The following is a 14,682-nucleotide window of genomic DNA, read 5'->3' as shown; positions in this document are numbered from 1 at the left end:
CGGCACGATGACGGTGGCGGCGTGGCTCAGTCGGCGTAGACGGTGCCGGCCTGCGCGGACGTGTCCGGCTCGTCGTGGCCGAGCGCGGCGGCCAGCTTGCCGAGCAGGTCGACCGCGGCCTCGGCGATGACCGTGCCGGGCGGGAACACCGCGGCCGCGCCCATCTCCAGCAGCTCCGGCACGTCCGCGGGCGGGATGACCCCGCCGACGACGACCATGATGTCGTCGCGCCCCAGCTCGGCGAGCTCGCGGCGCAGCTCCGGGACCAGCGTGAGGTGCCCGGCGGCCAGCGAGCTGGCGCCGATCACGTGCACGTCGGACTCGGCGGCCTGCTTCGCGACCTCGGCCGGGGTCTGGAACAGCGGCCCCACGTCGACGTCGAAGCCGATGTCGGCGAACGCGGTCGAGATGACCTTCTGGCCGCGGTCGTGGCCGTCCTGGCCCATCTTCGCGACCAGGATGCGGGGCTGGCGGCCCTCGTGGCCGGCGAACTCGGAGACGAGCTCGCGGGCGCGGTCGATCGCCGGGTTCTGCCCGGCCTCGGCGGAGTACACACCGGAGATGATGCGGATCTGTCCGGCGTGGCGGCCGAAGACCTTCTCGAGTGCGTCGGAGATCTCCCCGACCGTGGCCTGGTCGCGGGCCGCGTTCACGGCCAGCTGGAGCAGGTTCTCGTCGTCGGAGCGCGACGAGCCCTCGGCGATCTTCTCCGCGGCGCCGGTGAGCGCGCGCAGCGCCTCGTCGACGGCGCGGTCGTCGCGGTCGGCACGCAGCCGGGCGAGCTTGTCGAGCTGCTCGCGGCGGACGTTCGCGTTGTCGACCTTGAGCACGTCGATCTGCTCGTCGGCCTCGACGACGTACTTGTTGATGCCGATGACCGGCTGGCGGCCGGAGTCGATCCGGGCCTGGGTGCGGGCCGCGGCCTCCTCGACGCGCATCTTCGGGATGCCGGCGTCGATGGCCTGGGCCATGCCGCCCGCCTTCTCGACCTCGTCGATGTGCGCCCACGCCCGCTTCGCGATGTCGTAGGTGAGCTTCTCGACGTAGTACGAGCCGCCCCACGGGTCGACGACGTTCGTGGTGCCCGACTCCTGCTGCAGCAGCAGCTGGGTGTTGCGGGCGATCCGGGCGGAGAAGTCCGTCGGCAGCGCGAGGGCCTCGTCGAGGGCGTTGGTGTGCAGCGACTGGGTGTGGCCCTGGGTCGCGGCCATCGCCTCGATGCAGGTGCGGACGACGTTGTTGTAGACGTCCTGGGCGGTCAGCGACCAGCCGGAGGTCTGCGAGTGCGTCCGCAGCGACAGCGACTTGGCGCTCTGCGGCTCGAACCGGTTCACGAGCTTCGACCAGAGCAGGCGCGCGGCCCGCATCTTGGCGACCTCCATGAAGAAGTTCATGCCGATCGCCCAGAAGAAGCTCAGCCGCGGCGCGAACTTGTCGATGTCCAGGCCCGCGTCGACCCCGGCCCGCAGGTACTCCACGCCGTCGGCGAGGGTGTAGGCGAGCTCCAGGTCGTTGGTCGCCCCCGCCTCCTGGATGTGGTACCCGGAGATGGAGATCGAGTTGAACTTCGGCATCTTCCGGCTGGTGAAGCTGAAGATGTCGGAGATGATCTGCATCGACGGCTGCGGCGGGTAGATGTAGGTGTTGCGGACCATGAACTCCTTCAGAATGTCGTTCTGAATGGTTCCGGTCAGCTTCTCGGGGCTCACGCCCTGTTCCTCGGCGGCGACGATGTAGAGCGCCAGCACCGGGAGCACGGCGCCGTTCATCGTCATCGACACCGACATCTTGTCCAGCGGGATGCCGTCGAAGAGCTGGCGCATGTCGAGGATCGAGTCGATCGCGACACCGGCCATGCCGACGTCGCCGGAGACGCGGGGGTGGTCGGAGTCGTAGCCGCGGTGGGTGGCCAGGTCGAACGCGATCGACAGGCCCTTCTGCCCGGCGGCGAGGTTGCGCCGGTAGAACGCGTTGGACTCCGCGGCGGTGGAGAACCCGGCGTACTGGCGCACCGTCCACGGCTGGTTGGTGTACATCGTCGGGTACGGCCCGCGCAGGTACGGGGTGATGCCCGGGTAGGTGTGCAGGAAGTCGACGCCGGCGAGGTCGTCGGCGGTGTAGAGCGGCTTGACGCCGATCCCCTCCGGCGCCTCCCAGACGTCGGCGGAGCCGGTCCAGGCGGTCGCGGGGGTGGTGTCGCCCAGGAGCGGCACGCCGGTGAAGTCGGGAATGCTCACTTCGAGCCCTCCAGGTGGGTGTACACGTCGTCGAGGACGGCGAGGGCGTCGCAGCCGGCGAACAGGTAGCCGTCGACACCGGGCACCTCGTCCTTCGGCTTCCCCGCGAGCAGGATGCGCGCGGCACCGGCCTCGCGCAGCGCGGCGGCGGTCTCGGCGGCCCGCTCGTCGTAGAGCCTGTCCGAGGAGCAGAGCACCACGACCGGCGTGCCGTCCTTGCCGTAGGCCTCGACGACGTCGGCGGTGGAGTCGGTCGGGCCGGCGTCGACGGTGTCGACGCCACCGGCGGCCAGCAGGTTGCGGGTGAACCCGGCGCGGGCGGTGTAGACCGCGAGCGGGCCGAGGGTGGCGAGGAAGGCGGTGGGGCGCGAGCCCGTCTCGCCCAGCAGCGCGTCGGAGCGGTCCCGGTGGGCCTCGTAGGCCTCGGCGGGGCGGTAGAGCGGCAGCCCCCCGCGCTCGACGGCCGGCGGCAGCGGGGTGCGCTCGACCGGCTTCTCGTTCAGGTCGGGGAACTCCGAGACGCCGGTGAGCGGCGTCCTCCGCCTCGCGACGTCGGCCTCGCGGCGGGGGCGGACCTCGCCGACCCGCTCGGCGACCAGGCCGGAGTCGAGCGCGGCGACGGCGCCGCCCGCGGCCTCGATCTCGACGAAGAACTCCCAGGCCAGCCGGGCGAGGTCGTCGGTGAGGTGCTCGATGTACCAGGAGCCGCCGCCCGGGTCGATGACCCGCGCCAGGTGCGACTCCTCGACGAGCAGGTTCTGGGTGTTGCGGGCGACGCGGCGGGAGAACGGCTCGGCGACGCCGAGGGCGGCGTCGAACGGCGGCACGGTGACCGCGTCGGCCCCGCCGACGCCCGCGGCGAACCCGGCGACGGTGCCGCGGAGCATGTTGACCCACGGGTCGCGGCGGGTGAACAGCGCCTCGGGGACGGTGGCGTGCTGGGTCTGCGGCACGTCGGTGACGCCGGAGGCCTCCAGCACCCGGGCCCACAGCCGCCGGCCGGCGCGCAGGGCGGCGATCGTCGGGAACTGCTCGGGGGTGGCGGCGTAGCGGAACTCGAGCAGCCGGGCCGCGTCGGCGACGGCGATCCCGGCCGCGTCGAGCACCCGCAGGTAGGCGACGCCCGCGGCCAGGGACCAGCCCAGCTCCTGGGCGTCGGAGCCGCCCGCCTCGCGGATCACGGTCGCGTCGACGGTGACCGCGGTGACCTTGCCGAAGGTGCCGTGGACGCGGCGGGCGACCTCGACGACCGAGTCGACGTCCGGGCCGGACCCCGCGCGGGCGCGCAGCCCGATCGGGTCCACGCCCAGCGAGCCGAGCAGCTCGGCGTCCTCGACGCCGTTGCGCGCGGCCAGGTCCAGATAGGCGTGCGCGGCGGCGACCTGCTCGGTCCCGGCGTCGAGGGCGACCCCGGCCAGGTCCAGGTGCACGCCCTCCAGGGCGCGCGCCAGGTCGGCGACGGCGACGCCGCCCTCGCCCACGCGCAGCCACACCGAGGTGACGCCGCACTCCAGGTCGGCCAGCACGGCCTCGCGGACGGCGGCCGGGTCGGTGCCGGCGTGGCGCTGGCGGATGTCCCAGCCGTCGGGAACGTGCCCCTCGGTGCGGGCGCCGCGGGTGAACGGCCACGACCCCGGCACGCCGGTGGGCGGCAGGTCGGTGGTGTCCTCGTCGGCGTAGAGCGGCGCGACACGGATGCCGTCGGGCGAGGTGCGGGTCAGGGTCTCGACCCCGGCCCCGAGCTCGGCGTCCTCGCCGATCCGGCCCGACTTGCGCACCACCGCGTCGGCGGCGGCGAGCCACTGGTCGCGGGTGACCGGGTCGAAGGCGCCCGCCAGGACCAGCTCCTCCGGCTCCACCGGACCGTCCACGGCAGAGCCCTCCGGACCGGCTGCGCGGTCGACCGCGCTGCGGTCACTGTCCGTCATCCGCTCTGTTCTCCTCACCGGCCCGCGGGGCGGCCTCGTTGCCCGCCGGATGGCGCCGTCGTCGACGCCACCGAAGTGCAGCGGAGTCTAGTGAGCCGGTGCCGCCGGGGGCATGCGCTGTGGCGAGGCGCGCACGGCCTGTGATGCACCCGACTGGCGCAGCGGGACCGTCCGGGGGCCTCGCGGCGTACACCCGGCGGTTCCCCGCCGGTAGTCCTCATGGGTAGCCCCGGGCGGCCCCGGACGCCAGTCTGGGGCCGTGTCGACTCCCGGACCCGCACCCGCCGTCCCCGGGCTGACCCCGGTCGCCCGCGTCCACGTCCTGCTCGACCCGCCGCTGGAGGTCGGCCGGACCCCGTTCGGCCGGGAGCGGGAGATCCCCATCGTCGGCGGCACGGTCTCCGGGCCCGGCCGCGACGGCGAGGGGCTGCACGGCGAGGTGCTCCGCGGCGGCGCCGACCGCCAGCGGGTGCTCGACGACGGCACCGCCGTGATCGACACCCGCTACACCGTGGCGCTGCGGTCGGGGCACCTGTTGCAGCTGGCGACGGCGGGCTACCGGACCGGCCCGGCCGCGGTCCTCGACGCGCTGCTCGCCGGGGAGCCGGTCGACCCGGCCCGCTACTACTTCCGGGTCGTCGTCGACGCCCGGACCGCCGACCCGGACCTGGCCTGGCTCAACACCGCGGTGCTCGTCGGCTCCGCGGTCCGCACCGCCGACGCGGTCGCCTACGTCGCCTACCTCGTGACCTGAGACGGGCGGGAACAACCGGGGGTGGGGGTGCATTGTGGTCGGCATGCCCCCCGTGACCCGAGGATTCGTCGGGCGCAGGCCGCGGGACCGGCGGCTGCCACCCGGCCAGTACGACGCCGGTGACCAGTGGCCGGTGCTGACCGCCGAACGCGCCCCCACCCTGGACACCGCCCGCTGGACCTTCCGCATCGACGGCCTCGTGCAGCGCCCGGTCGAGTGGACCTGGACGAGATCCGCGCCCTGCCCCGCGAACGCTGGTACGGCGACATCCACTGCGTCACCACCTGGTCGAAGTTCGGGATGCGCTGGAGCGGGGTCGCGGTCGACACGCTGCTGGAGGCCGCGGGGCCGCTGCCGGAGGCGCGGTTCGCCGTCGCGCACTCGCACTCGGGCTACACCACGAACATGCCGCTGTCCGACCTCACCGGCGGCCGGGCGTGGCTGGCGTTCGAGGCGCAGGGCGCGCCGCTGACCCGCGAGCACGGCGGCCCGGCGCGGCTGCTGGTGCCGCACCTGTACTTCTGGAAGAGCGCGAAGTGGGTCGCCGGGCTGCGCCTGACCGCCGAGGACGAGCCCGGCTTCTGGGAGCGCAACGGCTACCACGACCGCGGCGACCCGTGGTCCGAGCAGCGCTTCCAGGGCGACTGACCGTGGACACCACCCCGCGGCGGACCCTGCGCTGGCAGGCCGCGACCGTGCTGTCGGTGCACGACGAGGCCCCGGGGGTGCGGACGTTCCGGCTCGGTCTGGCCGAGCCCGCCACGCACCTGCCGGGCCAGTACTACGTGCTGCGCCTGACCGCCGAGGACGGCTACACCGCACAGCGCTCCTACTCGGTGGCCTCCGCGCCCGACGGGCGGCCGGAGATCGCGCTGACCGTCGAACGTCTCGACGACGGCGAGGTGTCGGAGTTCCTGCACGACGTCGCCGTCGTCGGGGACGTGCTGGAGGTCCGCGGGCCGGTCGGCGGCTGGTTCGCCTGGGACGGGGTCTCCCCCGCGCTGCTGGTCGGCGGCGGCTCCGGCCAGGTCCCGCTGGCCGCGATGCTGCGTCACGCCCGCGCCACCGGCCGTCCCGACCTGGTCCGGATGCTGGTCTCGGTCCGCACCCCCGACGACCTGTTCTACGGCGAGGAGCTCACCGGTCCCCCGGTCACCACGGTGTTCACCCGGACCGCCCCGCCCGGCGCGGACCGCCCGGCGGGCCGGCTCACCCTCGCCGACCTCGCCCCGCTGGTCCGTGGCGGGGAGACCGCGTTCGTGTGCGGCTCCCCCGCGTTCGCCGCCGCCGCGGCCGACCTGCTCGCCGCCGCCGGGGTCCCCGACCACGCGATCCGGATCGAGCAGTTCGGGCCGACCGGGGCCTGACCCTGCGGCCCGCCGCGGGGGTGCGGCAGGATGACGCCGCCCCGCCCGCGCACCGCAGGAGCCGACGATGACCGTCACCCCCGCCGAGACGTCGTTCCCGAGCGGCGGGCTGCGCTGTGCGGCCTGGCACCTCGCCCCGGCCGGCGACGCGCTCGCGAACGACCGCGGCCGCCCCTGCGTGGTCATGGCGCACGGCTTCGGCGCCACCCGCGACTCCGGGCTGCTGCCCTTCGCGCAGCGTTTCGCCGCCGCGGGCTGCGCGGTGCTCGTGTTCGACTACCGCGGGTTCGGCGCCTCCGACGGCACCGGCGACCCCCGCCTGGACCAGGACGTCCACCACGGCAGGCACCGCGCCGACTACCACGCCGCGATCGCGCACGCCCGCACGCTGCCCGGCGTCGACCCCGAGCGGATCGTGCTGTGGGGCAGCTCGTACTCCGGCGGGCACGTCGTCCCGGTCGCCGCCCGCGACGGGCAGGTCGCCGCGGTGATCTCCCAGGGCGCGGCGATGGACGGGACCGCCGCGCTGCTGGAGATCCTGCGCTACGCCGGGCCCGGGCAGCTGGCCCGCCTCACCGGGCACGGGCTGCGCGACGCCGCCGCCGGGCTGCTCGGACGTCCGCCGCACCGGATCGCGGTGTTCGGACCGCCCGGGTCGACCGCGGCGATCACCTCGCACGACGCCGAGAGCGGCTACTCCTCGATCACCGGGCCCGGGTTCCGCAACACCATGCGGGCCCGGGGCGCGCTGCGGATCCCGCTGAACCGGCCGGTGACGGCGGCGGCGCGGCTGCGGGCGCCGATCCTCGTCGTCGTCGCGGCGCGGGACTCGATCGCGCCGCCGGCGTCGGTGCGCGCGGTGGCCGCGCGGGCCGGGGCGGGCTCGGAGGTGCTGGAGCTGCCGTGCGGGCACTTCGACATCTACCTCGGCGCGATGTTCGAGCGGTCCGTGACCGCACAGGTGGACTTCCTGCGCCGCACGCTCGCCGTCGTCTGACTGGGCCGGACGGAGGACCCGGAGGCCCCGGCTGGGGCAGCGCGGCCTGTGAGCGGCCACACTCCGTAAAAGTGAGTACCTGTCGCTTACTCGCTCGCCGTAACATGCCCCCGCCCCCGTGGCGATGTCACGGGGGACCGCGGCGGCCTCACCGGTCCGTACCCCTGAACCCACAGGGTGCTCCCCAGCTTCGACCGGAGGAAGCGTTCCGTCGCCGTGTAGGGAGATGACGGCACGTGACGATGTCCCCGCCCCGCGCGGGGGTCGCCGTGGCGCGCCCGGCCCCGGCCGGTGCGCCCGCGCGACACCCGGACCGCCTGCACCGGTTCTTCGAGGCCACGGTCGCCCGGACCCCGCGGGCGGTCGCGCTGCAGGACGGCGGCCTGGAGCTGACCTACGCCGAGCTGGACGCGCGCGCGAACCAGCTCGCCCGCCACCTGGCCGGGCTCGGCGCGGGCCCGGGCCGTCGCGTCGGGATCCTGCTGCACCGGACCTGGCGGACCTACGCGGTGCTGCTGGCGATCGGCAAGACCGGCGCCGCGTTCGTCCCGATCGACCCGGCGGCCCCGGCGGACCGGGTCGGCTACATCCGCGACGACGCCGGGCTGGACCTGCTGGTCACCACCTCGGACCTGGCGGGCGAGCTGCCCACGCCCGGCCTGGTGCTGCTCGACACCTGCGTCGACGCCGTCGCCGCGCTGCCCCGTCACCCGCTCGCCCCGGTCGCGGTCGACCCGGACCCGGCGCCGCTGGCCTACATCATCTACACCTCGGGATCCAGCGGGCGGCCCAAGGGCGTCGCGATCGCCCACCCGAGCATCTGCAACTTCGTGCACGTCATCACCCGCGTCTACGACGTCCGCCCGCACGACCGCGTCTACCAGGGCATGACGATCTCCTTCGACTTCTCGATCGAGGAGATCTGGCCGACCTTCGCGGCCGGGGCGACGCTGGTGGTCGGGCCGACGGACTCGCGCCGGATCGGCGCGGAGCTGGGCGACTTCCTCGCCGACACCGGCGTCACCGTGCTGTGCTGCGTGCCGACCCTGCTGGCGACGATCCCGCGGGAGCTGCCCGCGCTGCGCACTCTGCTCGTCGGCGGCGAGGCCTGCCCGGCCGGCCTGGTGGAGCGCTGGGCGCGTCCCGGGCGGCGGATGCTCAACACCTACGGCCCCACCGAGACCACCGTGACCTGCACCTGGGGCGAGCTGCACCCGGGGAAGCCGGTCACGATCGGGCGTCCGGTGCCGACCTACTCCGCGGTGATCCTCGACGACACCCTGCGCGAGGTCCCCCGCGGTGAGGTCGGCGAGCTCTGCATCGGTGGCCCCGGGGTCGGCATCGGCTACGTCAACCTGCCGGAGAAGACCGCGGACCGGTTCGTCCGCCACCCCGCGGCGCCTGCGAACGGCGACGGGCGGCTCTACCGCACCGGTGACCTCGCCCGGTTCGACGAGCACGGCGAGATCGTCTACCTGGGCCGCGCCGACGACGAGGTCAAGATCCGCGGGCACCGCGTCGACCTGGGCGAGATCGAGACCGTCGCGCTGGAGCACGCCGACGTGGAGAGCGCCGTGGCCGCGGTCGCGAAGACCGACGACGGCACCGGTGAGGAGCTGACCGTCTACGTCGTCCCGGCTGCCGGACCGGGCGGGCCGGTGGACCGGGCGGCGCTGTACGAGCTGCTGCGGACCCGGCTGCCCGAGTACATGGTGCCCGGCTACGTCGAGGTGCTCGACGCGCTGCCGATGATGCCCAGCGGCAAGGTCGACCGGCCGAAGCTGCCTGCCCCGTCCGGGCCGCGGATCGTGGTGGCCCACGGCCCGCACGTCGAGCCGTCGACGGAGCTGGAGACCGGGGTCCGGGCGGTGCTCGCCGAGGTGCTGGCGCTCGACGCCGGCCAAGTCTCGGTCACCGCCGACTTCTTCGACGAGCTCGGCGGGCACTCGCTGCTCGCCGCCCGGCTGGTGACCCTGCTGCGCGAGCGCGGCGTCGGCCGTTCCCCCGCGGTGCGCGACCTGTACGAGCACCCGACGGTCCGCGGCCTGGCCGCGGCGCTGGACCCCGACGCGGCGGGCGACGGCGGCGACGGCTCCGTGCCCCCGCCCCCGCGCCCGGAGCCGCTGCGCCACTCCCGGCGCCGCTACTCCGCCGCCGGGACCGCGCAGGGCGCCGCGCTGTTCGTGCTGATGCTGGTCATGACCCTGCCCGCGGCCGGGGTGTACGCCTGGCACGGCGGCCGGGTCGCCCCGGACGTGCTGGCCCAGCTCGCCCTCGGCGCCACCGCGATCTTCCTGCTGCAGCGCTGGCTGCTCGCCCCGCTCGCGGTGCGCGCGCTCACCGCCCGGGTCGCACCCGGCCGGTACCCCATGTGGGGACGGGTGCACCTGCGCCTGTGGGCCGCGGACCTGCTGCTGTCGATGTCGCCGCTGCCGGTGCTGTCCGGCGGCCCGCTCGCCCCGGCCTACCTGCGGATGCTGGGCGCCACCGTGGGCCGCGACGTGCACCTGGGCACCTCGGTGCTGTCGATGCCCGCGCTGCTGCGGATCGGCGACGGCGCCACCGTCGGCTACGGCGCCGCGCTGCGGCCCTGGACGCTGGCCGACGGCTGGGTGACCGTCGCCCCGATCGCGGTCGGCGAGGGCGCCCACGTCGGCGCCAGCGCGGTCGTCGAACCGGGTGCGGTGGTCGGCGCGGACGCCGTCGTCGGGGAGCAGTCCGCGCTCGCCGCCGACCAGGTGGTGCCGCCCGCCGAGCACTGGGCCGGGTCCCCCGCGGTGCCCGACGCCGCCGACGCCGCGGTCGCCGAGCTGACCGAACGCGGCCCGGCGCCGTCCTGGACGCGGCCGCAGCGGGCGGCCGCGCTGGCCGGGATCGTCGCGCTGGAGCTGGTGTCGCTGCTGGCGCTGGTCCCGGCGGTGCTGCTGGTGTGGTCGTCGCTGCTGCTGTTCGGCGACGGCCCCGCCCTGCTCGTCGCCGCCCTGGTCGGGCCGGTGTTCGTGGTGACGGTGTGCGTGCTGGTGGCCGTCGGCCGGTGGGCGGTCGCGCCCCGCACCGGGCCCGGGGTCTTCCCGGCGCGCTCCGCGCTGGGGCTGCGCAAGTGGTTCGGCGACAAGCTCCTCGAGATGAGCCTGACCTACACCAACTCGCTGTACTCGACGCTCTACACGGTGGGCTGGCTGCGGCTGCTCGGCGCCCGGATCGGGCGCGGCGCGGAGGTGTCCACCGCCTCGCACATCGACCCGGAGATGCTGACGATCTCCCAGGGCAGCTTCGTCGCGGACATGGCGAGCGTGGGCAGCGCGACCTTCCACAACGGCTGGATGGTCCGTCGTCCGACGCTGGTGGGGCGGCGCGCGTTCGTCGGGAACGCCGCCGTCGTCCCGGCCGGGTCGACGCTCGGCGACGAGTCGCTGATCGGCGTCGCGACGGTGCCCCCGGCGTCGGGCGTGCCGCGCGACACCACCTGGCTGGGGTCCCCGGCGATGCACCTGCCGGTGCGCCAGGACTCCGGGGACCACCCGGAGTCGCTGACGTTCGCGCCGTCCCGGCGCCGCGTCGCCGAGCGGCTCGGCATCGAGTTCCTGCGGGCCACGCTGCCCGCCTCCGCGATCTCGGTGTCGATCTACCTGTTCCTGCAGGGGCTGTCCGACGTGGCCCGCACCGGCGCGGCGTGGCAGGTCGTGCTCGCGGCACCGGTGCTCGCGCTCGCCTCGGCGCTCGCGCTGGTCCTGCTGGTCGCGGCCGTGAAGTGGCTGGTCGTGGGCACCTACCGGCCGCGGACCGAGCCGCTGTGGAGCCGGTTCGTGCGCCGCTCGGAGTTCGTCACCGGGCTCTACGAGGCCTCCGCGGTCCCCGGGCTGCTGAGCATGCTGTCCGGGACCCCGTTGCTGCCGCCGATGCTGCGGCTGCTCGGCGCCCGGATCGGGCGCCGGACCTGCGTGTCGACGACCTACCTCACCGAGTACGACCTGGTGGAGATCGGGGACGACGCCGTCGTCGGGCGGGACGTGTCGCTGCAGACCCACCTGTTCGAGGACCGGGTCATGAAGATGTCGACGGTGTCGGTCGCGGACGGCGCCTCGGTCGGGGACCGGGCGATCGTGCTCTACGACGCCGTCGTCGGCGCCGGGGCGCGGCTCGACCCGCTGTCGCTGGTGATGAAGGGCGAGCACCTGCCGCCCGGCTCCCGCTACCGGGGCATCACCGCCCGCGCGGTGCCCTACGCGGCTCCGGCCGACGCGGCACCGGCCGTCCTGCCCGCCGTGCCGCCTGCCGTGCTGCCCGCCGTGCCGCCTGCCGTGCTGCCTGCCGCGGCACCGGAGACCGTGGCCGGGACCGTGCGGGTCGCGGCCGTCGACCCGGAGCGCACGATGGTCCTCACCCGGGTGCAGGGGGCCGACGACCCGGGCCGCACGCTGCTGATGCGCTCGGTCCTGGCCGGGCGCCAGGTCCCGCGCCGCGGGAGCACCGGCCGGCACCGCGCGGGTGCCGCCGGCTCGGCCGGTGCCCCCGGGACCGGGCCCGCCGGCGCCGGGCACGGCCGCCGTGCCCCCGCCCGGCCGGGCGGCACGCCCCGTGCGCGGCACCGCCACGCCGCCGCGGGCCACGGCGACCGCGTGGGCGCGGTCGTCGGTGCGGGCGACGGCGGGCCGGGCCGCCCGGCGCGTTCCGCGGAACGCGGACCGACCACCGGGGCAGGTCCCGTCGCACGCGGCCAGGTGCCCGCAGCGCGTTCCGCGGAACGCGGACCGACCACCGGAGCGGGTCCCGCCGCACCCGGCCCGGCTCCCGCGGCGCGTTCCGCGGAACGCACCGCACGGGCCCTCCCGGCCGTGCCGCCCCGGCCGGGACCCGGGACGGCCCCGCCTCCGGTGCCGCAGCAGCGCGACCACCACCCCGTCCGCTCCGGGCCGGGCCCGCGGTGAGCCTGTTCGGGCGGCTGCTCGGCCGCCGCGACCCGGCCCCCTCCGGTGGCGACCGCCCGGTGGCGCTGGTCTACCGCGGACCGGCGTCGCAGCCGACGGGGTGCGCGGAGTCGGTGGCGGCGCTGCTGGGGTCGTCGCGGCACGGGTTCGACGTGCACTACACCGGCCCGCGCGAACGGCTCCCGCTCACCGCGGACACCCTCGCCCGCGCCACGCTCTACGCCCAGCCCGGCGGCGGCACCCTGTCCGCGGCGTGGCGCACGATGCGGCCCGCGGCCGGCCCGCTGCGCGACTGGGTCGGCGACGGCGGCCGCTACCTCGGGTTCTGCCTGGGCGGCTACCTGGCCGGGGCCACCCCCGGGTTCGGCCTGCTGCCCGGCGACACCGACCGCTGGATCGACTCCCCCGGCGCCACCGTCGGCCACGACGGCGACGCCCTGGTCCGACTCGACTGGCGCGGCCGCGACCGCACCCTGTTCTTCCAGGACGGCCCGCACTTCCTGCTCGACTCCGGCACCGTCCTCGCCCGCTACCCCGACGGGCTCGTCGCCGCCGCCGTGACCCCGTTCGGGCACGGCCGGGTCGGCGTCGTCGGCCCGCATCCCGAGGCCGGACCCGACTGGTTCGCCGACGCCGGGCTGCATCCGGCCGACGCCCGCGACCTCGGGCACCAGCTGATCGACGAGGTTCTGACATGACCCGACCGCAGCCGCCCGGCAGCCACCGCCGCGGCGCCGACCGCCCCGCGCCGCCCCGCCCGCCGGTGCCCGCCCTCGTCCCCGCACCGGGCGCGCCGTCGACCACCCCACCGCGGCCGCACACCGCCTCGCCGCACACCGCGGCCTCGTCGGCGGAGCGGCACACCGCAGCCCCGTCGAACACGGCCCCGTCGAACGCGGCCCCGTCGAGCGCGGCACTCCGGACGGACGCGCCCCGGCGCAGCGGCACCGGCACCCACCGGGCCCCGGAGGGACACCCGGACGCCGCCGCCACCCGGACCGCGAGCCGGCCGCGCCGGCCGTCCGGTCCGCCCGGTGCCGCGCCCGGGAGGACCGTCGCCGTCCCGGCCCCCCGCACACCGGGTCCTCCGCAGGGCCCGTCGGTACCCGCGCGGACCCTGCGCGCCGCGGCCGCGCCACCGGACGCCACGGAGACCACCACCGTGCTCCCGGCCACCACCCGGGCCACGCCCGCCCCGCCCGCGGCTCCCCCGGCCGCGCCGGAGCCCGCGCCACCCCGTGAGCGCGGCTCGCGCCTGCTCGGCGTCGACGCCACCCGCGGCGTCGCGCTGCTCGGCATCATCGCCGTGCACGCCCTCGTCGAGGCCACCGACGACGGCACCCCCACGCCCAGCTACCTCGTGTTCGGCGGCCGCTCCGCGGCGCTGTTCGCCGTCCTCGCCGGGGTCTCGTTCGCGTTCATGACCGGACGCGCCCGGGTCCGCACCGGCCCGGACCTGCGCGCCGCGGCGGCGATGCTCGCCACCCGCGCCGGTGTCCTCATGGTGCTGGCACTGGCCCTGAGCTGGACCGACCCGTCGATCGCGGCGCTCATCCTCCCCTACTACGCGATCGCGTTCCTGCTCGCGATACCGCTGGTCGCGCTGCCGACCCGGGTCCTCGCGCCGCTCGCGGTGCTGCTGTGTCTCGGGGTGCCGGTCCTCTCGCACCTGGTGCGCCCGTTCCTGCCGGTGCCCGACCTCGGCAACCCCTCGGTGCTCGACCTCGTCACCGACCCCGGCGCGCTGCTGTCGGAGCTGACCCTGACCGGCGCCTACCCGGCGGTGGTCTGGCTCGCCTACATGGCGGTCGGGATCGTCGTCGGACGCCTGCGGCTCTCGGACCGGCGCACGGCGGCGGCGCTGCTGGGCGGCGGCGTCGTCGCGGCGACGGCGGCCACCGGGCTGTCGATGTGGCTGCTCGGCCCGGGCGGCGGGTACGCCGCGATCGCCGCGGTAAGCCCGCCGGAGATCCTCGACAGCGCCCCGACGATCGCCGACGTCGTCACCGGCTACCCCGACGGCGTCACCCCCACCTCGACGTGGTGGTGGCTCGCGACCGTCGCGCCGCACTCGGGCACGCCGCTCGACGTCGTCCAGACCACCGGGTCCGCGCTCGCCGTGCTCGGCGCGGTCCTGCTCCTCGCCTCGGTCACCGTCCGCGGCGCCGGCCCGCTGCTGGGGCACCTGCTGCGCCCGCTCGCCGCCGCCGGGTCGATGACGCTGACCCTCTACGTCGGCTCGATCCTGTTCATGAACTCCCCGCTCGACGACCTGGGCCCCTGGGAGGGCTACCTGTGGCAGATCGCCGTCGCGGTCGGGATCGGGCTGGCGTGGCGGCGCGCCGTCGGGCGCGGACCCCTGGAGACCGCCGTGTCGGCGCCCGCACACGCCGTCCGCGACCGGCTGCGCGGCCGGGTCCGCGATCGGGTGGCGTAGCCGGGCGGCGCCGCACGCCGGTCGCCGCCCACGG

8 protein-coding genes and 1 pseudogene are annotated in these 14,682 nt (G+C 76.1%); 7 read left to right on the top strand and 2 right to left on the bottom strand.

The annotated features are described in order from the left end of the window. Positions 1–26: 26 nt before the first annotated feature. Together scpA and DMP17_RS32055 are read right to left on the bottom strand one after the other, a co-directional pair. Positions 27–2,237, bottom strand: coding sequence for a methylmalonyl-CoA mutase (scpA, locus tag DMP17_RS32060; protein ID WP_374203881.1), 2,211 nt, complete (start codon positions 2,235–2,237; stop codon positions 27–29). Then, entirely contained in the window at positions 2,234–4,165 is a 1,932-nt protein-coding gene (locus DMP17_RS32055) for a methylmalonyl-CoA mutase family protein (protein ID WP_337831495.1), read from the bottom strand. The genes scpA and DMP17_RS32055 overlap by 4 nt, the downstream gene beginning before the upstream one ends. A 259-nt stretch (positions 4,166–4,424) precedes the next feature. Between DMP17_RS32055 and DMP17_RS32050 the strand changes: the two genes are divergently transcribed. The 7 genes and pseudogenes from DMP17_RS32050 (at position 4,425) to DMP17_RS32020 (ending at position 14,648) form a co-directional block, all read left to right on the top strand. After that, entirely contained in the window at positions 4,425–4,919 is a 495-nt protein-coding gene (locus DMP17_RS32050; protein ID WP_337831494.1) for a DUF3237 domain-containing protein, read from the top strand. 43 nt (positions 4,920–4,962) lie between these two features. Further along, a pseudogene (locus DMP17_RS32045) lies at positions 4,963–5,567 on the top strand (sulfite oxidase-like oxidoreductase). Positions 5,568–5,569: 2 nt separating this feature from the next. Continuing rightward, complete coding sequence (locus DMP17_RS32040) at positions 5,570–6,286, top strand: FAD-binding oxidoreductase (protein WP_226357074.1); 717 nt, start codon at positions 5,570–5,572, stop codon at positions 6,284–6,286. 67 nt (positions 6,287–6,353) lie between these two features. Next, the gene (locus DMP17_RS32035; protein ID WP_226357073.1) at positions 6,354–7,283 is read left to right on the top strand and encodes an alpha/beta hydrolase; all 930 of its coding nucleotides are present in this window, start codon (positions 6,354–6,356) and stop codon (positions 7,281–7,283) included. Positions 7,284–7,525: 242 nt separating this feature from the next. Next, positions 7,526–12,211, top strand: a complete 4,686-nt coding sequence (locus DMP17_RS32030; RefSeq protein WP_337832763.1) for a Pls/PosA family non-ribosomal peptide synthetase — start codon at positions 7,526–7,528, stop codon at positions 12,209–12,211. After that, positions 12,208–12,909, top strand: coding sequence for a BPL-N domain-containing protein (locus tag DMP17_RS32025; protein ID WP_226365187.1), 702 nt, complete (start codon positions 12,208–12,210; stop codon positions 12,907–12,909). The genes DMP17_RS32030 and DMP17_RS32025 overlap by 4 nt, the downstream gene beginning before the upstream one ends. Continuing rightward, positions 12,906–14,648, top strand: a complete 1,743-nt coding sequence (locus tag DMP17_RS32020) for a heparan-alpha-glucosaminide N-acetyltransferase domain-containing protein (protein ID WP_337831493.1) — start codon at positions 12,906–12,908, stop codon at positions 14,646–14,648. The genes DMP17_RS32025 and DMP17_RS32020 overlap by 4 nt, the downstream gene beginning before the upstream one ends. Positions 14,649–14,682: the final 34 nt, after the last annotated feature.

The sequence above is a fragment of the Pseudonocardia sp. TMWB2A genome, from assembly GCF_017312135.1.
Note: the sequence above shows the minus strand (reverse complement) of the source record. Positions and strands in the feature narration are given on the sequence as shown.